This window comes from Streptomyces diastaticus subsp. diastaticus, from assembly GCF_011170125.1.
GTDB classification, from domain to species: domain Bacteria; phylum Actinomycetota; class Actinomycetes; order Streptomycetales; family Streptomycetaceae; genus Streptomyces; species Streptomyces diastaticus.
In genome coordinates, this window is record NZ_BLLN01000005.1 from 1167514 (window position 1) to 1191764 (window position 24251).

Consider the following 24251-nt stretch of genomic DNA (forward strand, 5'->3'; position numbering starts at 1 on the left):
GTCGGTTCAGTTCCTTCCGGCGAGGGTCTTCTCGCCGTCACGCTTGCGGGGCTGGGCCTGGAGGGACTGCCTGAGCAGCTCCAGGCTGCGGGTGACGGCGCCGACCTCGTCGTGGTGGCGCGGGTAGAGCACGGTCTTGCGGTCGCCGTCGGCGAGGGCCTCGGCCTGTCCGGTCAGGTGGCGCAGCGGCCGTACGACGACGATGTGGAGCCAGCCCAGGCACGCCGCGGCGCCCGTCACGCCGAGCAGGCCGGCCAGCACGGTGCGGTTCTGCATGGAGTACTCGGGGATGGCGAGGCCGGCGGCGGGCCGCCAGCTGACGACGGACCAGCCGAGTTCGCCCGCCGCCCCGCCGCCGGTGAAGGGCGCGGAGGCGGCGATCTGGATGTCCCCGCTGTCGCGGTAGAGGATCCCGCTGGGCCGCGGGCTCATGCCGACCTTCTGCCCGCTGCCGCGTACCAGGGTCCTGAGCCGGTCGGCGGGGAGGTCCTGGAAGGCGCGGTAGCCGGTGTTGCCGCCGATGACGCGGCCCTCGCCGTCGACGAGCCGGATGTCGCCGAGACCGGGGCGCTTGAGCAGCGAGTTGAGGAAGTCGATGCGGAACTCGCCGACCACGGCCGCGCCGTCGCGCCCGGGGATCTCGGCGGTGCCGACGACGACGGGCGTCGTGTCCTCGGTGGAGCGCAGCCGGACGGCCTCCTCGGAGGGGCCCTGCCCGGCGGCGCCGGGCTTCGCGCCGGTCCGGGCGACGACGGTGCCGTCGGTGCCGAGGACGTAGAGCGAGGAGTAACGGTTGTGCTCGGCCGTGGTGCGCTGGAGGACCTTGGTCATCTCCTCGGGCCGGGTGCGGTCGCCGATCAGCGAGGCGACGGAGACGAGGTCGGCGTGGCCCTCGTTGAGCGCGCGGCGGACCCGGTCGGACAGGGTGTCGGTGCGTTCGCGCTGGTCGTTGACGATCTGCTGGGGCACGACGACCGATTCGCCGGCGCGGTTCAGCAGCAGCACCAGCGGCGCCGACCAGGCGAGAAGGAGGACGGCGCAGAGCGCGATCAGGGTGCGGCTGCCGATGCGGGTGCGCCGGGAGCGCTTGCCGCCGGCCTGCTCGCCCGCCGGTTCGCCGAGGAGCTGGCGGCGCAGCCGTTCCAGGGCGGCGCCGATGCGGGCGGCCTCGCCGTAGCGGGGCACGGTGACGGGGCGGGCGAGGTCGCCGCGGCTGAGCCGGCGGCCCTCCAGGAAGAGGCGGAGCAGCGGGCGCTGCACGGTGCCCAGCAGGAGGGCGACGGCCAGGCCGCCGACGACCAGCAACGCGGCGGCCGCCGCCAGGCCGAAGGCGGGGCTGCCGACGATGCTGGGGGTCTCGGCGACCTTGACCAGCGAGACGACGGTCAGGCCCAGGGAGGTGGCGGCGGTGGAGCCGCCGGCCTCGGGGGCGGCGAGGGTGGCGTAGCCGCCGACCGAGCGGTCACCGCGGTAGCTGTCCCCGACGAGGCTGCCGCTGACACCGAGGAAGCCGCCGGAGCCGGGCTCCTTGGAGGTGACCGGGTGCTGGCGGGACTTCTTGAGGGCCTGGGCGGCGAACGCCTTGAGCTGCCCCTGCGTCTGCTCGGCCTCCTCGCGTTGGGCGTCGGTGAGGAGCTGCTCCGGTTCGGCGACGCCGTCCTGGCTGAGGATCTCGCCGGACTGGTCGATGACCGCGATGGCGCGGAAGTCGCCGAGGCTGACGCCGGGGAACTTCAGGGCGCTGGAGGCGACCAGGAGCTGCTGCGGGCGCCCGTCCCAGTCCAGCACGGCGAAGGTCAACAGGCGGGTCTCGCCGCTCTTGAGGCGGACCATGCGCGGGGCGAGCCCGTCCTCCTCGGAGAGCTTGGCCCGGTCGATCACGGTCAGCGGCAGGCTCTCGCCGCGGGCGGCGAGCAGCTTGCCGGACTTGATCTCGAGGACCGCGGTGCCGAGCCACTTCTGGTAGACGTTGCCCAGCTTGTCCAGGGCGGCGTCGGCGGGGACGGGGTCGGCGGCGTTGAGGAGTCCGGCGGCACGGGTGAGGTCGGTGATCGACTCGTCGAGGGAGGCGCGCATCGCGATGGCGCCGTCCTCCGAGATGTGCTGCTGCGAGGTGAGCACCGCCTTCGACTGCCCCTCGTCCTGCACCCTTCCGAGGAAGAACGCGGAGAGGGCCGCGAGGGCGAGCAGCAGGACCGACAGCACGGCGATCGGCGGCCGGATACCGCCGAGCAGGGACATGTCGGCCCGTCGGCGGACTCTGTGCCGCCGCTTCGCGGTCGAAGCGGCCACGAGGGCTCCTCTCCAGAAGGTCTCAAGGGCGCACGAATGTGCGATCCGAAGGTCCATGACCCGCGGTTGCGGGAAAGGGTTGTATGCGGTGAAGAAAATGTGACCTACGTCGATCCGCGCAGGTCAGAGCAGGCACGGAAGGCCGCTCAGGATGACTGGAGGCAGCCGCCGGGTGACGGTGGGTCACCGGCGCGAGGGCGGGCCCGCTCGCCCGGCGGCCGGGCGCGCGGCCGGGCGCGCGGCCGGGCGCTCCGGACCGCCGGGCGGCCCGGAGCGAGGCGTGCCGCCCCGTCCGGCGCCCGGACCGGGCGCCCGGCTCACTCCTCGGGGAGGGACTCCAGCGGCTCGACGCCGTCCTTCGCCGCGCCGCGGTTCAGGACGGTCCCCTGGGTGCGTTCGAAGGCGAGGCGGTAGCGGGCGCGCTGCTCGTCGGTGAGGTCCTCGCCGTCACGCAGGGCGGCGGCGACGTCGACCAGCCGGTGCGCGGTGAGCGCGCCCTTGGCCGGCTTGTCGCCCTCCTCCACGTAGGGCGGGATGTCCACGAGGGTCGGGACGTACCTCGCCGCCACGTCCCAGCCGTCGCCGCTCTCCTTGAACTCGAACCAGCCGATGATGCCTTCCTCGGTCAGCCCGGTGGGCACGTCGTGCCGGGCGAGCTGGTTGCCGAGGCCGTAGGCGATCCAGGTGCCGTCGACCTTCTCCATCGGCTGCACCACGTGGGCGTGGTGGCCGATCACCAGGTCGACACCGGTCTCCTCGGCGATCCGCCGGGCAAGGCCGAGCTGCGACTTGCTCGGGTTGGGGTGGTGCTCGCGACCCCAGTGGATGCTGAGGACGACCGCTTCCGCCCCCGCGTCGCGCGCCTTGCGCTCGGCGGCACGGATGGCCTTGAAGGACGTCTGGTTGACGATCCACGGGGTGTCGGCGGGCACCTCGCGCCCGTTGAAGCCGAAGGCGAAGGAGAGCTGGGCGACCTTGACGCCCTGCACCTCGGTGATCAGCGGGGCGGCCGCCTCCTTCGCGTCACGCGCGGAGCCGGTGTGCCGCACCCCCGCGGCGTCCAGGGCGTCGAGAGTCCGCCGCACCCCGGCCGGGCCGTGGTCGAGCGTGTGGTTGGAGGCGGTCGAACAGGTGTCGTACCCCGTCTCCTTGACGGCGGCGGCGATCTGCGGGGGCACCAGGAAGTCGGGGTACGAGGCGAACGGGCCCTCCGGCGTGCCGACGACCGGCTCGAAGTGGCAGATGGCGAGGTCGGCCTTGCTGATGACCGGACGGACGCCCGCCATGATCGGCCCGAAGTCGATGCCCGCCTCGCCCTTGCCGGTCTCGGCGGCGTCCAGCTTGGCCTGGTCGGTGAGCTGGGGGTGGATCAGGATGTCGCCGGCCGCCGCCACGGTGAAGGAACGCCCGCCGCCGCCCTCCGCTCCGGCCGGCTCCTCGGAGCCCGGCCCGCAGCCGGCGACGGTGGAGACCATGGCCAGAAAGACGGACCCGGCGATCAATATGCGACAAGGGCGTTTCGACACCCGGATATCTTCATACACCTATGAGCGGTGAACGTACTTGGAAGATAACGATTGCGCGCATGTTGATCATCGGCACTCTCCTGACCTGCGTGGGCGTACTCGTCCAGGTCACCGTCGGCACCCCCTCCAACCAGCGGGAGTCCGGGCCCGGGCGGGGTGCGGCCGGGCCGGTGGCGGCGGTCGACCTGGACACGCGTGTGAAGGAGTTCACGTCGCGGCTGACCGAGAACGGCGGTTACCGTGCGCCGTCCGCCGAGGACCGGGCGCACCTCGCCGACGGCCTGGACGCCCTGCTCGACGGTGACCTGCCGCGTGCGACGGGGCTGCTGGACGCCGCCGGTTACCGGGCGCGCGAGCTGCGTGACGCGCCGAGCGGACGGCGCTTCACCGAACTGGCCGACGCCTCGCCCGCCCGCGAACGGACCCGCGGCTGGGGCCGCTACTACCTGCCGGCCGACGCCCCGCTGCGCTGGTCGGCCCAGGTCCCCCACCCGGTGGCCGACCGGCACACCGAACGGCTGGGCGTCGCCGCCGTACGCCGTTGCGAGGGCGCGGCGCTGCTGCTGGCCGGGGCGCACCGGCGTTCCGGCGAGGGGGACGCCGCCGACGTCGCCCACCGCCGGGACACGGTCTTCCACGCGGTCGCCGAACGCCTGGTCGCCCGCGAGGTGCCCGCCGTCCAACTGCACGGTTTCGCCCAGGACTCCGCGCCCGGCCGGGACGCGGTGGTCTCCTCCGGCCGGGGCGACCACGGGCGTGAGGAGGCACGGGCCCTCGCCGTCGCCCTCGAACGCCACGACCGCTCGGTCTGCAGGGCCTGGACCCACCGGTGCCCGCTGGCCGGACGCACCAACGTGCAGGGCCGGGTGGCCGACGAGGCGGGCCTGCCCTTCCTCCACCTGGAACTCGCCCCGGGGATGCGTGAGCCGGGCAGTGCGGCCGCCCGGCTCACGGCGCAGGCGCTCGCGGAGGTGACGGACCGGTGGGCGGCCGGGTGACCGGCCGGCTCGCGCGGGCGCCCCGCACGGTGGGGCACCGCCCGCTCCGCCACGGCAGGATGGCCCCATGGAGACCGACCCCGCCGCATCCGCAGGCTCCGTCCGCCCTCTCCTCGTCGTGGACGGGGCCAACGTCGTCGGGTCGGTGCCCGACGGCTGGTGGCGGGACCGCAGAGGTGCCGCCGAGCGGTTGCGGGACCGTCTGGTGCGGGTCGCCGAGGAGGGGGTGCCCGGTCTCGGCGGGCCGGTCGACGTGGTGCTGGTGGTCGAGGGCGCCGCGCGCGGGGTGGAGCCGGTGGCGGGGGTACGGGTGGAGTCGGCACCGGGCAACGGCGACGACCACATCGTGGCGGTGGCCGCCGGGGCCGCGCCGGACCAGGAGTGCGTGGTGGTGACCGCCGACCGGGAGCTGCGCGAGCGGGTCGCGGCACACGGGGCACGCTCGGTGGGGCCGAGGGCGGTGCGCGGGGCGGGGTGAGCGGGGCCGCCTCCTCGGCGGGGAGGTAGGTGCGGGTGGTGCGCGGGGAGGCCCCCGCCTCCCCGCCGGGCGTCTCGGCCGTGACGCGGCCGGACCCCGGCTCCCGCACGGGCCGCAGAAGCGCCGCGCGCATTCCGGCCCGGAGGGCGGGAGGTCACAGGCTCGCGAAGAGGTCCGTCAGGGGTGCCGGGACCTGGCCGGGGCCGAGGGCCTCGGCAAGGAGGTGGCCGTAACGGATCTTGCGGCCCTTCTTCGTGCCGAGGAAGCGCCGGAGCTGCTGCGATCGGGGGCGGCCGAGCTGGGCGGGCCGGCGGAGGAAGGTCCGCCAGGCGCGGTCGTCGCCCTCGGCGCGGACGGCCTCCTCGACGCGGGCGGTGCCCAGCGCGCGGACCAGGTCGTCCTCCAGGTCGGCGGAGCAGGCGAGGACCGCGTCGGCCGGGGCGCCGGCGCGGTCGGACCCCCGTTCGCAGAAGGGGCGTTCGCGGACGTCGCAGAGGCCCGTCAGGCGCAGGCCGAGGCCGGGGGGCCCGAGGGCGACCGCGTACCGGCCGACGTTCATCGCCCCGCCCATCTGCACCACGCCCACGCCCTCCGCGGCCAGGTCGCGGCCCTGCCGTGCTGCCAGAGCCTCGACGGCCGCGAGGTCGCTCAGCCCCTCCAGCAGCACCGCCGTGCGCACGCCGAGCCGTCCGGCCAGTTCCCGCGCCCGCTCGCCCGACCGCCGTCCGCCCAGCCGCCGACCGCTTCCCGGAACGCGCTCGCCTCCGCCATGCCGGGGAGTCTGCCCCGCCCCCGGGGGCACGGTATGGGATCTACGCCGTCAGCGGTCCCGCAGGACGTACAGCCGGGCTCCGTCGACCGTGCCCGCCGGGCGGTAGCGGTCGGCGATCAGCGCGCGCAGGGTCGGCAGGTGACGCGGCGACCAGTCGCCGCCGCGCGAGTCGTCGACCAGCAGGCGCGGCGGGTCGGCGGCGGTCTCGGCGCGGAAGACCTGCCAGGTGCCGGGGACCGCGTACGGCTCGCCGACGTCGGCCCCCGACCGGCCGCCGCTGTGGTTGGTGAGCAGACCGGCGGTCAGGTAGCGGCTGGCGGGCGGGCGTCCGGCGAGCCAGTACGTCTCGGGGTGCATGGTCCACACCAGGACCCGCTCGCCCGGCGCGGTGAGGACGCGCACGGTCTGCGCCAGCCGCACGGCGTGGTCGGTGTCGGGGCGGGGCGCGAGCAGGCCCCAGAGGACGAAGACGGCGGCGAGGGCGCCGGTGGCCCGCAGCGCGCCGGCCCGGGTGGCGGCCGGTGCGCGGTGCAGGGCGCGGGCGGCCAGCAGGGCCAGCGGCGGGACCAGTTGCAGGTAGTAGTGGCCGAAGAAGTGCAGGCCCGTGGCGACGGCGAGGGCGGAGGCGCCGAGCCAGAGCCGCAGTTCGGCGGGGCCGCGGCCGGCCCGGGCCAGCGGCAGCAGCAGCGCGGTCGAAGCGGCGGCCAGCAGTGCGGCGTTGACCAGGGCGCGGGCCAGCACGTGCGGCACCGAGCCGGAGAAGGAGGCGTACGAGCCGGAGCCGGTCACCGTCCAGAAGAGGAAGCCGGCCGGGTCGGTGACCAGGGCCGCGGCGAGCACGGGCAGGGCGGCGCCGAGGGCGAGGCGGCCCAGCTCCCGGCCGCCGCCCGCGCGCCACCACAGCAGCAGCACGGGCAGCAGCACGACGGCTCCGGTCTGCTTGACGAGGAAGGCGGTGGCGACGGCGGCCCCGGCCGCGCCCCAGTGGCGGCGGTCGGCGCACCAGAGGGCGGCGACGGTGGCGGGCAGCAGGAAGACGGCGAAGGCGGCGGCCTGGGTGTCCTCCGGGTTGAGGCCCACACAGAGCAGCAGGTGCAGCAGGCCCGCGGTGCGCCCTGCCGCGCTCCCCCAGCGGCGGCGGGCCAGGGAGGCGACCAGCACGGCGGTGGCGAGCTGGGCGAGGACGGCGAAGACGCGGACCGGAGTGAGGGAGGTGTCGCCCCAAAGAGTGAAAGCTCCCTCGTAGAGCCAGGGCAGCAGCGGCGGTTTGCGGTCGACGACGTCGAGATAGAGCGTGCCGCCGTCGGCGAGCAGCCGGGCCTGCGTCGCGAGGAACCCCTCGTCCGGGTTCCACAGCGGCAGCCGGAAGGAGGGCAGCCTTGTGGCGCAGGCGACGAGGGCGAGTCCGGGGAGGAGGCGCAGCCAGGGGGCGAGGCCGCGGGTGCGGGGCGCCGCCGGCCTGCCCGGGGCGGGCCGGTGGGGGCGGGGTACGGGGGCGGTGCGCGGTGGGGGCAGCTGGGCCGGGGGTGCGGAGAGGCCGGCGGGGGCCGGGCGTTCGGGGGTGAGCGTGGGGGCGGCCGGGGCGTCGGCCGCCGGGGGGTGCTGGTCGCGCATGCCTGCCTTCGGGCCCGGGGGTCGCGGGGTACGTCACCCCGCGGCGGCAGACTAATGGCCCCGTATGTCCGGATGAGGCAGGACATACGGGGCCGCGGGTGGGGAGAGGCCGGTCAGGCTCCGGTGCGGGTGCCGCGGCCGACGCGGCTGTGGGTGCGGCCGTACACGAAGTAGACGGCGACGCCGATGAGCATCCAGACGCCGAACCGCAGCCAGGTCTCGGCCGGCAGGTTGAGCATCAGCCAGAGCGAGGCCAGCACCGAGAGGACGGGCACCAGCGGGACCAGCGGGGTGCGGAAGGCGCGCGGCAGGTCGGGGCGGCTGCGGCGGAGCAGGATGACGCCGAGGGCGACCACGACGAAGGCGAAGAGGGTGCCGATGTTGACCAGTTCGGCGAGTTCGTCGATGGAGGTGAACCCGGCGAGCAGCGCGACGACACCGCCGAGCAGCAGCGTCGAGCGGTACGGCGTGCCGAAGCGCGGGTGGACCCGGGAGAAGGCGCGGGGCAGCAGTCCGTCACGGCTCATCGCGAAGAACACCCGGGTCTGGCCGAGCAGCAGGATCATCGAGACCGAGGTGAGGCCGACCGCCGCGCCGAAGCTGATCAGCCCGGCCCAGAAGGGGTGGCCGACCGCCTTGAACGCGTCGGCGAGCGGCGCGTCCGTGGAGAGTTCGGTGTACTTCTGCATCCCGGTGACGACGACGGAGACGGCGACGTACAGCAGGGTGCAGATGAGGAGCGAGCCGAGGATGCCGCGCGGCACGTCGCGCTGCGGGTTGCGGGTCTCCTCGGCGGCGGTGGCGACGATGTCGAAGCCGATGAAGGCGAAGAAGACCACGGCGGCCGCCGTGAAGACGCCCATCACGCCGAAGTCGGCCGGGGTGAAGCCGGTCATGAGCTGGATGAGCGGGGCGGTGATGCCGCCGCCGCCCTCGACCTCCTTGCTCGGCGGCACGAAGGGGTCGTAGTGGGAGCCGGTGATGAAGAAGGCGCCGACGACCACGACGAGCAGCACGACGGTCACCTTGACCGCGACGATGATCCCGGTGACGCGGGAGGAGAGCTTCATCCCGGCGACCAGGACCAGGGTGAGCGCCACCACCAGCAGGCAGGCGAGCAGGTCGAAGCCGAACTGCCCGTCGTGGGTGCCGGAGAGCCACTGCGGCAGGTGCACCCCAGCGGTGTCCAGCAGCGAGCGCATGTACCCCGACCAGCCGACGGCGACCACGGCGCAGCCCAGCGCCAGCTCCAGGATGAGGTCCCAGCCGATGATCCAGGCCGGGAACTCCCCCAGCGAGGCGTACGAGAAGGTGTAGGCCGAGCCGGCCACCGGCACGGTGGAGGCGAACTCGGCGTAGCAGAGGGCCGCGAGGGCGCAGACCAGGCCGGCCACCACGAAGGCGATGGCGACGCTCGGCCCGGCCGTCTCCTTGGCGATCTTGCCGGTGAGGACGAAGATGCCGGTACCGATGATGACGCCGACGCCGAAGACGGTGAGGTCGAGAGCGGACAGCGACTTCTTCAGGGCCGTCTCCGGCTCCTCCGTGTCCCGGATCGACTGCTCGACGCTCTTCGTTCTGAAGAGGGTGCTCACGGGTGTACCTCCCACGCTGGTCGTCCCCGCCATGATCGGAGGGGAGTGCGCAGCGCCTGCCCCGACGCGGCCCGCTTCACGCGAATGGGCCGGGCCCACCACCCGTGCGGGGTGGGGGCCCGGCCCGTGGACCGCCCGGGGGCGGCGAGGGTCAGTCGCGGGCCGGCTCGGCGGCCTGGGCCGGGGTGCCGTGCTCGTACCGTCCGTCGAGCTTGGCGACCAGGCCGGTGACCTGCCGGGCGATGTCCGGGGCGGTCAGGCCGATCTCGGCGAGCACCTCCTTGCGGGAGGCGTGGTCGAGGAAGCGCGGCGGGATGCCGAAGTCGCGCAGCGGCACGTCCACCCCGGCGTCGCGCAGGGCCTGGGCCACGGCCGAGCCGACGCCGCCGACGCGGCTGTTGTCCTCGACGGTGACGACCACGCGGTGCTGCTCGGCCAGCGGCGCGAGCGCCTCGTCGACCGGCTTGACCCAGCGCGGGTCGACCACGGTGGTGGAGATGCCCTGCTTGTCGAGGAGGCCGGCGATCTCCAGGCACATCGGGGCGAGCGCGCCGACCGAGACCAGCAGCACGTCGGGGCGGGAGGTGCCCGGCTCACGCAGCACGTCCATGGAGCCGACGGTGCCGAGGGCGGGGACGGCGGGGCCGACGGCGCCCTTGGAGTAGCGGACGACGGTCGGGGCGTCCTCGACGGCGACGGCCTCGCGCAGCTGGGCGCGGAGCTGGTCGGCGTCGCGCGGCGCGGCGATCCTGAGGCCGGGGACGACCTGGAGGATCGACATGTCCCACATGCCGTTGTGCGAGGCGCCGTCCGTGCCGGTGACCCCGGCCCGGTCCAGCACGAAGGTGACACCGCAGCGGTGCAGGGCCACGTCCATGAGGAGCTGGTCGAAGGCGCGGTTGAGGAAGGTGGCGTAGACGGCGAAGACGGGGTGGACCCCGCCGCTGGCCAGACCCGCCGCGGAGACCGCGCCGTGCTGCTCGGCGATGCCGACGTCGTAGACCCGCTCGGGGAAGGCGTCGGCGAACTTCTGGAGGCCGACGGGCTGGAGCATGGCGGCGGTGATCGCCACGATGTCCTCGCGCTCCTTGCCGAGCCGGACCATCTCCTCGCCGAAGACCGAGGTCCAGTCGGCGCCTGAGGCCGAGACGGGCAGGCCGGTGTCGGGGTGGATGACGCCCACCGCGTGGAAGCGGTCGGCCTCGTCCTGGACGGCCGGCTGGTAGCCGCGGCCCTTCTCGGTGAGGCAGTGCACGATGACCGGGCCGCCGAACCGCTTGGCGCGGGCCAGTGCCGACTCCAGGGCCTCGATGTCGTGGCCGTCGATCGGGCCGACGTACTTCAGGCCGAGGTCCTCGAACATGCCCTGGGGGGCGATGAAGTCCTTGAGGCCCTTCTTGGCGCCGTGCAGCGTCTCGTAGAGCGGGCGGCCGACGACCGGGGTGCGCTCCAGGAAGTCCTTGCCGCGGGCGAGGAAGCGCTCGTAGCCGTCGGTGGTGCGCAGGGTCGCCAGGTGGTTGGCGAGGCCGCCGATGGTCGGCGCGTAGGAGCGCTCGTTGTCGTTGACGACGATGACCAGGGGGCGGTCCTTGGCCGCGGCGATGTTGTTGAGCGCCTCCCAGGCCATGCCGCCGGTGAGGGCGCCGTCGCCGATGACGGCGACGACGTGGTCGTCCTTGCCGCGCACCTGGTTGGCCTTGGCGAAGCCGTCGGCCCAGCCGAGCACCGTGGAGGCGTGGCTGTTCTCGATGACGTCGTGCTCGGACTCGGCGCGCGAGGGGTAGCCGGAGAGGCCGCCCTTGGTGCGCAGGCCGGTGAAGTCCTGGCGGCCGGTGAGCAGCTTGTGGACGTACGACTGGTGACCGGTGTCGAAGAGGACCTTGTCCTTCGGTGAGTCGAACACCCGGTGCAGGGCGATCGTCAGCTCCACGACGCCGAGGTTCGGGCCGAGGTGGCCGCCGGTCTTGGAGACGGCGTCGACGAGGAAGGTCCGGATCTCTGCGGCCAGCTCGTCAAGCTGCTCCGGGCTGAGACGGTCCAGATCGCGCGGTCCCGTGATGCGGGTCAGCAGCGGCACCCGTGCCTCCTTGCAGTAGAGCGTCTTCGAGCTTTGCCGGGTCTGTCGAGTCTAATGTTCCGCTTCCCGCGCCCCGCACCGGGCGCCCGGGATCCGCGTCACGCGGACTCGCGGCGATGCTAGTCCTGTCCGGGGCCGGACGGGTACGCCCGGGGGGCCGTACGGGTGTGCGGGCCGCCTCGGGCGCCCCTCGCCCCGCCCCGGGGCGCACGGCGACGCCCGGCCTCCTCGGGAGGAGGCCGGGCGGGGGTGCGGCGGGCCGTTCCGGGGCCTCTGGGGGGCGGCCCCGGGCCGTCGCCGCGGGTCAGGCGCGGCCCGCGGTCTTCTGCGTGCGGCGGGAGACCGAGTCGATGACGACGGCGGCCAGCAGGACCACACCGGTGATCATGGACTGGACGGCGTCGCTGGAGCTGCCGGACATGTAGAGGCCGGTCATGATCGACTGGATGACCAGGATGCCGATCAGCGCGGACCACGGCGTGCCGCGGCCGCCGAAGAGGCTGGTGCCGCCGATCACTGCCGCCGCGATGGCCAGCATCAGGGTGTCGCCGCCGCCGAGGTTGGAGTCGGCGACGCCGGCCTGGGAGGCGATGAAGAGGCCGCCGAGGCCGCCGAGGAAGCCGGAGACGGTGAAGACCGAGATCCGGACCCAGACGACGTTGATGCCGGCCCGGCGGGCCGCCTCGACGCCGCCGCCGACCGCGAAGACCTGGCGGCCGTAGGTGGTGCGCTTCAGGACGAAGGCGGCGAGCACGACGACGCCGACGAAGACGGTCAGGCCGAGCGGCAGGCCGGCCTCCTGGTTCAGCATCCAGGCGGTGACGAAGGCGAGGGCGGCGACCACGCCGGAGCGCAGCAGCACCTCGCTGAGCGGCCGGTGCGGCAGCTCGACCGCGCGGCGCCGCCTGCGGTCCAGGAGCTGGCTGCCGAGGTGGGCGGCGACCGTGACCAGGGCGAGCCCGTAGGCGGCGGCGATGTCGCTGAAGTAGGTGTTGTTCAGGCTGTGGACGACGCCGCCGGAGATGTTGTTGATGCTGAGCGTGTTGCCCATCACGTAGAGCTGGAGGCCGCTCCAGCCGAGGAAGCCGGCCAGGGTCACCACGAAGGCCGGTACGCCGATCCGGGCGAAGAAGAAGCCGTGCAGAGCGCCGATCGCAGCGGCCGCCAGCAGGCCCAGGAGGACGGCGAGGCCCTCGTTCAGTTCCTGCTTGACCGCGAGGACCGAGGTCAGCGCGGCCGTCAGGCCCGCCACCGAGCCGACCGAGAGGTCGATCTCACCGAGCAGCAGGACGAAGACGATGCCGGTGGCGATGAGGCCGGGGCCGACGATGTACTGCGCGATGTTGGTGAGGTTGGACGGGTCGAGGAACCGGCCGGTGGTGGTCTCGAAGATCGCCCAGATGACGACGAGGCCGACGAGGACCGGGATGGAGCCCAGCTCGCCGCCCTTGATGCGGCGCTTGAAGTCGGTGAGGTATCCGGTGAAGCCCTGCTCGCGGACGAGCAGCCGCGGGTCGACGGGGGTCAGCGCCTCGGCGGCGGGCGCGCCCGCGTCGACCGGCTCGGCGGGCGCGGGTACGGCCGTCCTCGTCGCGCCCTCGGCCTCGGCGGGATCCGGGGTGGTGGCCTCGGGGGCCTGCTCCGGGCTCTTGCCCGGCTGCGTGTCGCTCACTGTGCTGCCTCCGTGGTGCGGGCCTTGCGCCGGGTCACGGCGTTCTCGGTGGCGCCGGTGATCGCGGAGATGATCTCCTCGTGGCTGGTGTCGGCCACGTCGAAGACGCCGTTGTTGCGGCCGAGCCGCAGGACGGCCACCTGGTCGGCGACGGCGAGGACGTCGGCCATGTTGTGGCTGATGAGGATGACCGCGAGACCCCGCTCGCGCAGCCGCTCCACCAGGTCGAGGACCTGCGCGGTCTGCTCGACGCCGAGGGCGGCGGTCGGCTCGTCGAGGATGACCAGCTTCGGCTCGCCGACCAGGGCGCGGGCGATGGCCACCACCTGCCGCTGGCCTCCGGAGAGCGAGGCGATCGGGATGCGGACGCTGGGGATGCGGATGGAGAGGGAGTCCAGGAGCTCCTGGGCGCGCTTCTCCATCGCGACCTCGTCCAGGATCGAGCCGCGGGTCGCCTCGCGGCCGAGGAAGAGGTTGGCGACGACGTCGAGGTTGTCGCAGAGCGCGAGGTCCTGGTAGACGGTGGCGACACCGAGGTGCTGGGCGTCCTGGGGACGGGCCACGGTGACGGGCCGGCCTTCCCACTCGAGGACGCCGTCGTCGATCGGGTGCACGCCGGCGATCGTCTTGACGAGGGTGGACTTGCCGGCGCCGTTGTCGCCGACGAGGGCGAGGACGGAGCCCGCGCGGACTTCCAGGTCGACATCGGTGAGCGCCTGTACGGCACCGAAGCGCTTGGAGATTCCGCGCAGCGCCAGCACGGGCGCAGCGGACATGAGAACCATCTCCTTCGCCGCCCGGACCCCGCGGCGCGCCGGCGGCGCGAGGGGGACGGGGACGGCCGGGGGTGGGCCGGGCCGGAGGCCCGGCGGGCAGGTCGGGTCAAGGGGGCCCGGACCGCTCGGGCGGAGCGGCGGGCGGCCGGACGGCGCGCCCCGGTGCGGGGCCGGCCCGCCCGGCGGGAGGGTGGTGCGTACGGCGCCCCGTGCTCCGGGCTGCGGGGCCTGGACATGGGAGCGGCGGGGCGCCGTACGGGTCTCGGAACCGGGACGGCGGCCCGAGGAGGGTGGGGCGCCGTCCCGGTGTCCCGGAGGGGCGGGTCCGCCCGCCGCGCCCCCGGCCCGCCCGCGCGGGGCCGGTCAGGGGGCGGGCCGGCCCGCCGGAGGGCTGCTACTCGATGCCGGCGTCCGCGCAGGCCTTCTTGAACTCGCCCTTGCAGATCTCGCTCACCTTGTAGAGCTCGTCCTTGATGACCGTGTCCTTGATGTTGTCCTCGGTCACCACGAAGGCGTCGACCAGAGCGGCCGGGACGCCCTTGGTCGAGGGGCTGTCGATCTTGCTGGTGGCGATGTCGTCGATGGACTTGCCCTCGAGCAGCCGGACGGCTATCTCGGCGGTCGGCTCGGCCTCCGGCGCGTAGGGCTTGTAGATGGTGAAGCTCTGGGTGCCCTTCAGGATGCGCTGGATGCCGGCGAGTTCGGCGTCCTGGCCGCCCACCGGGACGTCCTTGACCTTGGCGGACTCCAGGGCGGCGATGATGCCGCCGGCCATGCCGTCGTTGGCGGAGTAGACCGCGTCGAAGCCGTCCTTGCCGAGCGCGGTGATGGCGGTGCCCATCTTCTGGCCCGCGATCTGGGCGCTCCACTCGCCGGTCTGCTCGTAGACGATCTCCTTGACCTGCTTGTCCAGGACGGAGTGGGCGCCCTTCTTGAACATCGCGGCGTTGGGGTCCGACTCCTTGCCGTTGATCATGACGACACGGGCGTCGGCGGCCTTGTCGCCCAGCGCCTGGACGATGCCCTCGCCCTGGAGCTTGCCGATCTTCTCGTTGTCGAACGAGACGTAGGCGGAGACGTTGCCCTCGGCGAGGCGGTCGTACGCGACGACCTTCACGCCCTTCTTCTCGGCGCCGTCGACCCAGGACTTGGTGGCGCCGGAGTCGACGGCGTCCAGGATGATGACCTTGACGCCGGAGGAGACCAGGTCGTCGAACTGCTGCTTCTGGGTCGAGACGTTCTCGGCGGCGTTCTTGTAGTTGATCTCGCAGTCGTCGCAGAGTTCCTTGACCTTCGCCTTGATCAGCGGGTAGTCGAAGGACTCGTAGCGGGTGGTGCGGCTCTCGGGCAGGAGAAGGCCGATGGTCTTGTCGTCGGCCTTCTCCTCCTTGCCGCTGCCGGCCTCACCGCACGCGGCGAGGGAAACCGCCATGGTGAGAGCGGTGGCGGCGGTCGCGGCCCTGCGCAGCTGGGTGTTCATCTGTCCAACCTCCCTGACATGGCCGCGCCGATGCGACCGAGGTGGCTGGAAGTCAACTCGGCCCGCACAGCGGCGTCAAGGAGTAAATCCTTAACGAGATGACAACGGTGCCATGCGTTCTCTAAATGAATGCAGGAGTGGGTTGCGGAGCCGCCCCGTCCAGAAGGGTCGAATCACCCATCTCGCGCAGCGCCAGGCGAGGCGAGCGCGCCCAGCACCTCGGCCCGTCCCCCCAGCGAGCCGGGCACCAGCTCGAGCTGGCGGGCGGCGCTCGGGATGGCGTACCGGCCCACCGAGGTGCGGATCGGGCCCAGCACCAGTTCGCCCGCCTCGGCCAGATCACCGCCGACCACCACGCGGCTCGGGTTCAGGAGGTTGCACAGGCTCGCGACGCCGCTGCCGATGTGCCGGCCGACGTCGGCGACGACCCGGCGGCAGCCCGGGTCGCCCTCCTGGGCCAGCTCGACCACCTTCTCCATGGTCAGCCCGGCGCCGTGGGTCGGCTCCAGCAGCGGCAGCACGTACCGGGCGGCGGTGAAGGTCTCCAGGCAGCCGCGGTTGCCGCAGCGGCAGACCGGGCCCGACTCGTCGAGGGTGATGTGGCCGATCTCGCCGGCCGTGCCGCCTGGCCCCCGGTAGATCTGGCCGTCGATGACGAGCCCGGCGCCCACTCCCCCGGCCACCTTGATGTACGCCAGGTCGCGCACGCCGCGCCCGCTTCCCCAGACCAGCTCGCCGAGGGCGCCGAGGTTGGCGTCGTTGTCCACGGCGACGGGCACGCCGAGCCGTTCGCCGAGGGCGTGGGCGGGCTGGGTGCCGGACCAGCCGGGCAGTATCGAGGTGGAGCCGAGCATTCCGGAGGCGACGTCGATGGGCCCCGGCACACCGAGGCCCACCCCGGCGACCTTGGCGCGGTCCACTCCGGTGGCGTCGAGGAGGCGGCCGACCAGCAGTTCGGCGCGGTCGAAACCCTGCTCGGCGGAGGCGTCCACGTCGAGCGGCTCGGCCTCCTCGGCGAGGATCTGGTGGGCGAGGTTGCCGACGGCGACCCTGAGGTGGGTGTGGCCGAAGTCGACGCCGATGACGATGCCGGCGTCCCCGCTGAGCGAGACGCTGCGCGCGCGGCGGCCGCCCGCCGAGGTGGGGGTCACCTCGACGGTGCCGCCCTCCTTCAACTCCCGGACGATGTTGGAGACGGTGGCGGCGGAGAGGCCGGTGGTCCGGGCGATCTCCGCCTGGGTGAGCGACCCGGAGAGCCGCACGGCCCGCACCACCCGCTCCAGATTGGCCCTGTGCAGCGACGACTGCGACCCCGGTGTCTCCATCGGCCTATCCACTCCTGCCCGCTGCCGGGCGGCCCCGCGGCCGCCCGCCGGGCGACCAGCCCCGGCGGAGCGGTCCGCACTGTGTACAAGTTCTGAAACTCAAGCACAGCTTGCGGCGTGGGATCCGTCAAGGGCTCGACACGGACGGGGAGACGGCGGCCAGGGCCGCGCTCCGGGCGCCCCCGGCAAACGGGCACGGGCCCGCCCCCGGGAGTCCCGGAGACAGGCCCGTGGGGCCGCCTGGTGGCCGTCGGGCCGCTACTTCAGCGCACCGGCGGTGAGTCCGGCGACCACCTGCCGCTGGAAGACGATGTACGCGCCGAGCACCGGCAGCATCGCCATCACCAGCCCGGCGAAGAGGCCGGACCAGTCGCCCTTGTACCCCTGGCTGACGGCGAGTTGGACCAGGCCCTGGGAGAGGACCTTGCGGTCCGGGTCGGTGTTGAGCACCGTCGGCAGCAGGTACTGGTTCCACTGGCCGAGGAAGTTGAAGATGCCCACGCTGACCAGTCCGGGCTTGGCCATCGGCAGCATGACCTGGAAGAACGTCCGGCTGTGCGAGGCCCCGTCGATGAGCGCGGCCTCCGCCACCGAGGTCGGCAGGGTGCGGAAGAAGGCGGTCAGGAAGAAGACCGTGAACGGCAGCGAGTAGGCGATGTAGACCAGGATCAGGCCGTGCGTCGTGTTGAGCAGACCCAGGTTGTTCATCACGAAGAAGAGCGGGACCAGCGCCAGGATCACCGGGAAGCTGAGGCCGCCGATGAACAGGAAGTAGACGAACCGGTTGCCGGGGAAGTCGAACCGCGCCAGTACGTAGGCGGCCATCGACCCCAGCAGCAGGGTACCGATCAGGGAGCCGGCCACCACGATGACGGTGGTGAGGAAGTACTCGCTCATGTGCGCCTGGGTCCAGGCGCGCGACCAGTTCTCGAAGTGCAGCTTGTCCGGGAGCGACCACGGCGAGTCGAAGATCGACTTGTCGTCCTTGAAGGAGGTCATGACCGCCCACAGCAGCGGCATCGCCACCAGGAACGCCCAGATGACCAGCACGCCGTGGGAGAAGACGTTGAGCGTGCCGCCGGTCCTGGACTGCCCCTCGGAGGCCGGGGGCGGCGTGCCGGGTGCCGGGCGCCGGGCGGGCGGACCGGGGTCGCCCGGCCCGTCGGCCTTGCGCACGAGGTCGGGGTCGGTGGTCTTCATCTCAGAACTCCAGCCGTTCACGCCGGCCGACCCGCGACACCAGGGCCGCGAAGGCCAGGGTGACGATCAGCAGGGCGACGCCGATGGTGGTCGCGTAGGCCGCCTGGCCGCCCACGAACGCCTTCTGGTAGACGAGCAGCGGCAGGACGGTGGTGGAATCGGCCGGTCCGCCGGGGCCCACGGTCATGATGTGGACGATCGCGAAGGACTCCGCGCCGAGGGCGAGGATGCCCATGTAGATCCAGCCGGACTGCACGGTGTCCCAGAGCAGCGGCACGGTGATGCGGAAGAACGTGGTGACGCGCCCGGCGCCGTCGAGCAGGGCCGCCTCGTAGTAGTCCTTGGGGATGGAGGCCATCCCGGCGGAGAAGAGGACGACGAAGAAGCCGGTGGTGGACCAGACGATGACCGCCATGACGCACCAGAGGGCGAAGTCCGGGTCGCCGAGCCAGTTCTTCTGGAGCCCGTCCAGGCCCAGGATGCCGAGGGCCGAGTTGAGGGCGCCGCTGTTGGGGTTGTAGGCGAAGCGGAAGAGCAGGGCGACGATGGCGATCGACAGCACCTGCGGGAAGAAGTAGACGATCTTGTAGAAGGACGAGCCGCGGACGCCGGCGATGGCCGCGCCCTTCCGGCGCCGCCCGCCGACGTTGATCATGAACGCGAAGAAGAGCGCGAGCCCGAGCGTCACCACGGGCAGCAGCAGCACGAAGGTCACGCTGTGCTGGAGCGCCTTCCAGAAGGTGCCGTCGCCGAACATCCGCGCGTAGTTGTCGAACCCGACCAGTGAGAACTCCGGGCTGAGCCCGGTCCAGTCCGTGAACGAGTAGAAGATGGACTGGATGAACGGCCAGATGACGAAGAGTGCGTAGATCGCCAGAGGGACGATCAGAAAGCCCGCGATGAAGCGGTATTTACCGTGCTGCATGTGGTGTCGACCCCGAATCCCCGGCGGGTGCCGCCGCGCTGCCGGGGTCGCGGGCCCGCACCCGGCGGGCCCGCGACCGCCTGTCTCACTTGTGCCGGTAGTGCTTGATGGAGTCGTCCTTGGCCGCCGCGTCGGCGAACTCCTGGCACTTCTTCATCGCCTCGGCGGGGGTCATGCGGCCCGCCATCATCTCGCCGATCGCGCCGGCGCCGATCTTCTGCTTCTGCAGCTCCACGTACCAGTCCTGCAGGCGCGGGTTGAGGATGTTCTCCCCGGCCTTCTCCAGGGCGGCGACGGCCGACTTGAGGGCGGAGGTCAGCTCCAGCCCCTCGGTGCCGCCGTCGAGGGCGGTCAGCGACTTCACCTTGCTGGTGAAGTTCTTCGAGGAGTTCTCGCTGAGCATGATGCGCATCTGCTCCATGCCGCCGTCCGGGTTCTTCGCCTTCTTCGGGACGATGAACGGCTCGCCGCCGGAGGCCCACAGGGTGCCGAAGGGCAGCTTGTCGGAGCTGTCCAGGCTGGAGGGGGCGGCCACCTTCATCTCGAAGTCGTCCGGCGTCGTGCCGGCCGCCTCGTTCTCCACCCAGGAGCCGTTGGGCAGGAACAGGGCCTTGCCCTGGGTCCAGGCGGTCTGCGACTCGACGTGGTCGATGCCGGGCGTGCCCTTGAGCACGTACCCCTTCTTGTACAGCTCGTAGTACGCCTCGAAACCGGCCTTGACCGCCGGGTGCTTCCAGGCGCCCGGCTCCAGGTTGTCGATGGCGTCGAGGACCTCGCGGCCGCCGATCTTGCCGATGAACGGGTAGAGCGAGAAGGGGATGTAGTACGGGTACTTGCCCGCGTACGTCCAGCCGGCGATGCCCTTCTTCTTCGCCTTGGCGCAGAGCGCCAGCATGCCGTCCCAGTCCTCCGGGTACTCCGCGTCGAGCTTGTCGAGCGCGGTCTGCGAGTACCAGACGCCGTACACCGTGTAGGCGTAGTTGAGGATGTAGCAGGCGTCGCCGTCGTACTGGCCCATCTCGATGATGCCGGGCCGCAGGATGTCGCGGACCTTCTTCGACGGGTCGTCGATCGAGGGGGCGTCGAGCAGCGGGGTGAGGTCGGCGAGCTGGTCCTTGCCGACCAGGACGCCCATGTCCATCTGCTCGGCACCGGAGTTGTCGATGAGGTCCGGCGGGGTGCCGCCGTTGAAGCGCGGCTGGAGCTCCGACTGGATCTTCTGCGTGGAGCCGAACTTGACCTTGGCCTTCGGGTACGCCTTCTCGTACGCCTTGACCGCGTCCTCGGCGTACTCGACACCGAAGCCGCCGTCGAAGAGGACGAAGTCCAGCGGGGCCGAGGCGTTGACGCCGAGCGGGTTGTCCTTGCTCTTCTCGCCCTTCTCGACCTTGCCGTCGGCCGAGTCGCCGCTGGCGCAGGCCGACAGGAAGCTCATCGTGGGGACGGAGATCAGCCCGAGGGCCGCCGACCGCTTGATGAGAGAGCGCCGGTCGATTCCTGAGGTGGAACCCATGCTCAAGTCCTCGCTTTCTCCAGGACTCAGGCGGTGAACCGGAACCTCCCCGGCACCGCTGGTGATGTGAAGCTGGGGTCGTGCTGGATGTGCGACGGTGCTGGGTTCACGGGACGCGAGAGGGGGCTGGGGGAGACACTGTGCTCCCCGGGTCCCCCGGGGCTCCCCCTGACCCGTCCGGTCCGGGGCGAAGGCTCCGGGCGGACGCCGACAGGTATAGTCCACTCCTCGCGCGGGCTGCAAGATCGAACACAGTATTGACCGGCACTCTTTCCCGAGTTGAGACCTCCGGCCGGTCATCGGCTCAACGCGCCCCGGGCGTAACGGAGTCGGGCATTCTGGATGGCGTGCGAGGCGGGCGGCGCGCTCAGGCGGCGCGGACACACCGGACGGCCGTCCCGTCCCGCGTCCCGGCCCTTACGGGCGTCCCCGGCCGCGCGGAGCGGGGCCGGGCAGGCCGCGCGGAGCGGGGCCGGTCCTCGGGCGGGCGCTCGGGGGAACCGCGCCTCGAAGACGCGGCCCGGTTCCCGGGCGAGGTCGTCCGGGAAGGCGGCGCGGGAGTGGAGTTCGCCCTCGCCGGTGAGCGGGGCGCGCGGGGGCTGTTCGACGCCGGGCAGGCCGGTCCCGGGACGGACGGCCCAGCGGCGCGGGTCCCCTGGCGGCGGGGTGCGGGCGGACAGCGGACGCGAGGAGGGCCGCACCTCCGCCGGAGCGGGGGTGCGGCCCTCTGCCGCGGTGCGGCCGGTCCGCGCGGGACGCGCCCGGGCGGGCGCGGCCTTCGCTAGTTGCGGATCAGGTTGCGCAGCACGTACTGCATGATGCCGCCGTTGCGGTAGTAGTCGGCCTCGCCGGGGGTGTCGATGCGGACGACCGCGTCGAACTCCACGCCGGTGTCGGTGGTGACCTTGACCGTGGACGGGGTGGTGCCGTTGTTCAGCTCGCTGACGCCGCTGAAGGAGAAGGTCTCCTCACCGGTCAGACCGAGGGTCTGCGCGGAGTGGCCCTCGGGGTACTGCAGCGGGAGGACGCCCATGCCGATGAGGTTGGAGCGGTGGATGCGCTCGTAGGACTCGGCGATGACGGCCTTGACGCCCAGGAGCGCGGTGCCCTTGGCGGCCCAGTCGCGGGACGAGCCGGAGCCGTACTCCTTGCCCGCGAGGACGACCAGCGGGATGCCCTGGTCGATGTAGTTGCGCGAGGCGTCGTAGATGAACGACACCGGCGCGTCGCCGGCCTTCTCCGCCTGGGTGAAGTCGCGGGTGAAGCCGCCCTCCGTGCCCGGCGCGATCTGGTTGCGCAGGCGGATGTTGGCGAAGGTCCCGCGGATCATGACCTCGTGGTTGCCTCGGCGCGAGCCGTAGGAGTTGAAGTCGCGGCGCTCGACGCCGTGCTCCGTGAGGTACTTGCCGGCCGGGGTGTCGGCCTTGATGGCACCGGCCGGGGAGATGTGGTCGGTGGTGACCGAGTCGCCGAGCTTGGCGAGGACGCGGGCGCCGGAGATGTCCTCGACCGGGGCCGGGTCCATCCGCATGCCCTCGAAGTACGGGGGCTTGCGCACGTAGGTGGACTCGGTGTCCCACTCGAAGGTGTTGCCGGTCGGGATGGACAGCGCCTGCCACTGGGCGTCGCCCGCGAAGACGTCCTGGTAGGACTTGTTGAACATGTCCTCGCCGATGGCGTTGGCGACGACGTCGTTGACCTCGGCCTCGCTCGGCCAGATGTCGGAGAGGTGGACGGCGTTGCCGTCCTGGTCCACGCCGAGCGCGTCCTTGGTGATGTCCACCTTCATGGAGCCCGCGATGGCGTACGCGACGACCAGCGGCGGGGAGGCCAGGTAGTTCATCTTGACGTCGGGGTTGATCCGGCCCTCGAAGTTGCGGTTGCCGGAGAGCACCGAGGTGACGGCCAGGTCGTTGTCGTTGACGGCCTTGGAGACCTCGTCCGGCAGCGGGCCGGAGTTGCCGATGCAGGTGGTGCAGCCGTAACCGACGAGGTTGAAGCCGACCTTGTCGAGGTACGGGGTCAGCCCCGCCTTGTCGAAGTAGTCGGTGACGACCTTGGAGCCGGGGGCGAGGGTGGTCTTGACCCACGGCTTGCGGGTCAGGCCCTTCTCCACGGCCTTCTTGGCGACGAGGGCGGCGGCGACCATCACGTACGGGTTGGACGTGTTGGTGCAGGAGGTGATGGCGGCGACGGTGACGGCGCCGTGGTCCAGCTCGTAGGTCGAGCCGTCGGGGGCGGTGACCGTGACCGGCTTGGACGGGGTTCCGTTGGAGACGGCCGGGGAGTCGGAGGCCGGGAAGGACTCCTTGCCGGCCTCGTCCACGTCGGCCTCGGAGACGTAGTTGCGCACGTCCTGGCCGAACTGGGTGGCGGCCTCGGCGAGGACGATGCGGTCCTGCGGGCGCTTGGGGCCGGCGATGGAGGGGACGACCGTGGAGAGGTCGAGCTCCAGCTTCTCGGAGAAGTCCGGCTCGGCGGCCGGGTCCAGCCACAGGCCCTGCTCCTTGGCGTACGCCTCGACCAGGGCGACCTGCTGCGCGTCGCGGCCGGTCAGACGCAGGTAGTTCAGGGTCTCGTCGTCGATCGGGAAGATCGCGGCGGTGGAGCCGAACTCCGGCGACATGTTGCCGATGGTGGCGCGGTTGGCGAGCGAGGTGGCGGCGACGCCCTCGCCGTAGAACTCGACGAACTTGCCGACGACGCCGTGCTTGCGCAGCATCTCGGTGATGGTGAGGACCAGGTCGGTGGCGGTGGTGCCGGGCTTGAGCTCACCGGTCAGCTTGAAGCCGACGACGCGCGGGATGAGCATGGAGACCGGCTGGCCGAGCATGGCGGCCTCGGCCTCGATGCCGCCGACGCCCCAGCCGAGCACACCGAGGCCGTTGACCATGGTGGTGTGCGAGTCGGTGCCGACCAGCGTGTCGGGGTACGCCTGGCCGCCTCGGACCATGACGGTGCGGGCCAGGTGCTCGATGTTGACCTGGTGGACGATGCCGGTGCCCGGGGGGACGACCTTGAACTCGTCGAACGCGGTCTGGCCCCAGCGCAGGAACTGGTAGCGCTCGCGGTTGCGGCCGTACTCCAGCTCGACGTTCTGCGCGAACGCCTGGTCGGTGCCGAACTTGTCGGCGATGACCGAGTGGTCGATGACCAGCTCGGCGGGGGCCAGCGGGTTGATCTTCGCCGGGTCGCCGCCGAGCTCCTTCACGGCCTCACGCATGGTGGCGAGGTCGACCACGCACGGCACACCGGTGAAGTCCTGCATGATCACGCGGGCGGGGGTGAACTGGATCTCCTGGCTGGGCTGGGCCTGCGAGTCCCAGCCGCCGACCGCACGGATGTGGTCGGCGGTGATGTTCGCGCCGTCCTCCGTGCGGAGCAGGTTCTCCAGCAGCACCTTCAGGCTGTAAGGGAGGCGCGCGGAGCCCTCGACCTTGTCCAGCCGGAAGATCTCGTACGACTCGTCGCCCACGCGCAGCGTGCTGCGGGCGTCGAAGCTGTTCGCCGACACGACAGTCTCCTTCATCAATGTGCGCGTTCTACCGCAATTCTGCCGCCCCGCACTCGCACCAGTCAGCTAAGGTAGGGCTTAGTTAGGCAACCCTTACCGGCGGCGGTCGCGGTCTCGCCATGGGTAGATATCTCGATGTCGAGATAACTCTAATACATGACCGCGTACTAGGCATGCCTCGGGGCCGGTGAGGTGGCGCGGCGGGGCACGCGGAGGAGAACGGCGGAGCCCGCCGCGCGAGACGACGGAGGCACCGTCGCCGCACCTGCCCAGGCCGCGCCCCACCGCCGCCGAGGAGGCCCGAGGTCCGGCATGTCCCGGGCCCCGTCGCACATCCGGAACACCCTCACGCGCGCGGCACGCCGAGCCCCTCCGGCCGGACCGCGCCCACCGTGGACGGTGGCGCGGCCCTCGAACGCGGCGCCGGCCGGGCCGGCACCGAGCGGGTCGCCGTCGAGGACCCGTTCGCCGCGCACGGCGTGGCGGAGCCCGTC

General features: G+C 72.4%; 14 protein-coding genes and 2 pseudogenes. 2 read left to right on the forward strand and 14 right to left on the reverse strand.

The genetic code is table 11. The features are described from left to right. Positions 1–6 precede the first annotated feature (6 nt). Both Sdia_RS22590 and Sdia_RS22595 read right to left on the reverse strand, forming a co-directional pair. On the reverse strand, positions 7–2241 hold the full coding sequence (locus Sdia_RS22590; RefSeq protein ID WP_100457387.1) for a HAMP domain-containing protein: 2235 nt from the start codon (positions 2239–2241) through the stop codon (positions 7–9). A 368-nt stretch (positions 2242–2609) separates the two neighbouring features. Then, a complete protein-coding gene (locus tag Sdia_RS22595; protein WP_100457388.1) occupies positions 2610–3767 on the reverse strand; it encodes a CapA family protein in 1158 nt (385 codons plus the stop codon). Positions 3768–3877: 110 nt separating this feature from the next. On the opposite strand from Sdia_RS22595, the gene Sdia_RS22600 reads away from it, so the two are divergent. Both Sdia_RS22600 and Sdia_RS22605 read left to right on the forward strand, forming a co-directional pair. Further along, on the forward strand, positions 3878–4816 hold the full coding sequence (locus Sdia_RS22600; protein WP_115069112.1) for a hypothetical protein: 939 nt from the start codon (positions 3878–3880) through the stop codon (positions 4814–4816). A 67-nt stretch (positions 4817–4883) separates the two neighbouring features. Next, on the forward strand, positions 4884–5294 hold the full coding sequence (locus Sdia_RS22605) for a PIN domain-containing protein (protein WP_100457224.1): 411 nt from the start codon (positions 4884–4886) through the stop codon (positions 5292–5294). 154 nt (positions 5295–5448) lie between these two features. Here the strand turns inward: Sdia_RS22605 and Sdia_RS22610 are convergent. The 12 genes and pseudogenes from Sdia_RS22610 to acnA all read right to left on the reverse strand — a co-directional run bounded on the left by Sdia_RS22610 (position 5449) and on the right by acnA (position 23772). Continuing rightward, positions 5449–6065: pseudogene (locus Sdia_RS22610) on the reverse strand (TOPRIM nucleotidyl transferase/hydrolase domain-containing protein). Between the two features lie 49 nt (positions 6066–6114). Then, a complete protein-coding gene (locus Sdia_RS22615) occupies positions 6115–7680 on the reverse strand; it encodes a glycosyltransferase family 39 protein (protein ID WP_124287967.1) in 1566 nt (521 codons plus the stop codon). A gap of 113 nt (positions 7681–7793) precedes the next feature. Beyond that, positions 7794–9308: an amino acid permease gene (locus Sdia_RS22620; RefSeq protein ID WP_185393522.1), complete on the reverse strand. Its 1515-nt coding sequence runs from the start codon at positions 9306–9308 to the stop codon at positions 7794–7796. Positions 9309–9426: 118 nt separating this feature from the next. Continuing rightward, positions 9427–11352 carry a 1-deoxy-D-xylulose-5-phosphate synthase gene (gene dxs, locus Sdia_RS22625; RefSeq protein WP_100457227.1) on the reverse strand — a complete coding sequence of 642 codons (1926 nt, stop codon included), beginning with the start codon at positions 11350–11352 and terminating at the stop codon, positions 9427–9429. A gap of 304 nt (positions 11353–11656) precedes the next feature. Further along, the gene (locus Sdia_RS22630) at positions 11657–13024 is read right to left on the reverse strand and encodes a sugar ABC transporter permease (RefSeq protein WP_124287968.1); all 1368 of its coding nucleotides are present in this window, start codon (positions 13022–13024) and stop codon (positions 11657–11659) included. Beyond that, a complete protein-coding gene (locus Sdia_RS22635; protein WP_100457229.1) occupies positions 13021–13800 on the reverse strand; it encodes an ATP-binding cassette domain-containing protein in 780 nt (259 codons plus the stop codon). Before Sdia_RS22635 ends, Sdia_RS22630 begins: the two co-directional genes overlap by 4 nt. Positions 13801–14194: 394 nt before the next feature. Further along, positions 14195–15280, reverse strand: coding sequence for a substrate-binding domain-containing protein (locus Sdia_RS22640; RefSeq protein ID WP_100457230.1), 1086 nt, complete (start codon positions 15278–15280; stop codon positions 14195–14197). Positions 15281–15401: 121 nt separating this feature from the next. Continuing rightward, positions 15402–16605 (reverse strand): annotated as a pseudogene (locus Sdia_RS22645) (ROK family transcriptional regulator). 258 nt (positions 16606–16863) lie between these two features. After that, positions 16864–17805 carry a carbohydrate ABC transporter permease gene (locus Sdia_RS22650; protein ID WP_100457232.1) on the reverse strand — a complete coding sequence of 314 codons (942 nt, stop codon included), beginning with the start codon at positions 17803–17805 and terminating at the stop codon, positions 16864–16866. A 1-nt stretch (position 17806) separates the two neighbouring features. After that, positions 17807–18730, reverse strand: coding sequence for a carbohydrate ABC transporter permease (locus Sdia_RS22655; RefSeq protein ID WP_100457233.1), 924 nt, complete (start codon positions 18728–18730; stop codon positions 17807–17809). An 85-nt stretch (positions 18731–18815) separates the two neighbouring features. Next, on the reverse strand, positions 18816–20243 hold the full coding sequence (gene ngcE / locus Sdia_RS22660) for an N-acetylglucosamine/diacetylchitobiose ABC transporter substrate-binding protein (protein WP_100457234.1): 1428 nt from the start codon (positions 20241–20243) through the stop codon (positions 18816–18818). A gap of 781 nt (positions 20244–21024) precedes the next feature. After that, a complete protein-coding gene (gene acnA / locus Sdia_RS22665; protein ID WP_115069106.1) occupies positions 21025–23772 on the reverse strand; it encodes an aconitate hydratase AcnA in 2748 nt (915 codons plus the stop codon). Positions 23773–24251: the final 479 nt, after the last annotated feature.

Bases quoted from the DNA above. Each gene is read 5' to 3' on its own strand.
- Sdia_RS22590 (WP_100457387.1), bottom strand. From the start codon at position 2,241: ATGTCCCTGCTCGGCGGTATCCGGCCGCCGATCGCCGTGCTGTCGGTC.
- Sdia_RS22595 (WP_100457388.1), bottom strand. From the start codon at position 3,767: ATGGTCTCCACCGTCGCCGGCTGCGGGCCGGGCTCCGAGGAGCCGGCC.
- Sdia_RS22600 (WP_115069112.1), top strand. From the start codon at position 3,878: ATGTTGATCATCGGCACTCTCCTGACCTGCGTGGGCGTACTCGTCCAG.
- Sdia_RS22605 (WP_100457224.1), top strand. From the start codon at position 4,884: ATGGAGACCGACCCCGCCGCATCCGCAGGCTCCGTCCGCCCTCTCCTC.
- Sdia_RS22615 (WP_124287967.1), bottom strand. From the start codon at position 7,680: ATGCGCGACCAGCACCCCCCGGCGGCCGACGCCCCGGCCGCCCCCACG.
- Sdia_RS22620 (WP_185393522.1), bottom strand. From the start codon at position 9,308: ATGGCGGGGACGACCAGCGTGGGAGGTACACCCGTGAGCACCCTCTTC.
- Sdia_RS22635 (WP_100457229.1), bottom strand. From the start codon at position 13,800: ATGTCCGCTGCGCCCGTGCTGGCGCTGCGCGGAATCTCCAAGCGCTTC.
- Sdia_RS22640 (WP_100457230.1), bottom strand. From the start codon at position 15,280: ATGAACACCCAGCTGCGCAGGGCCGCGACCGCCGCCACCGCTCTCACC.
- Sdia_RS22650 (WP_100457232.1), bottom strand. From the start codon at position 17,805: ATGAAGACCACCGACCCCGACCTCGTGCGCAAGGCCGACGGGCCGGGC.
- Sdia_RS22655 (WP_100457233.1), bottom strand. From the start codon at position 18,730: ATGCAGCACGGTAAATACCGCTTCATCGCGGGCTTTCTGATCGTCCCT.
- ngcE (WP_100457234.1), bottom strand. From the start codon at position 20,243: ATGGGTTCCACCTCAGGAATCGACCGGCGCTCTCTCATCAAGCGGTCG.
- acnA (WP_115069106.1), bottom strand. From the start codon at position 23,772: ATGAAGGAGACTGTCGTGTCGGCGAACAGCTTCGACGCCCGCAGCACG.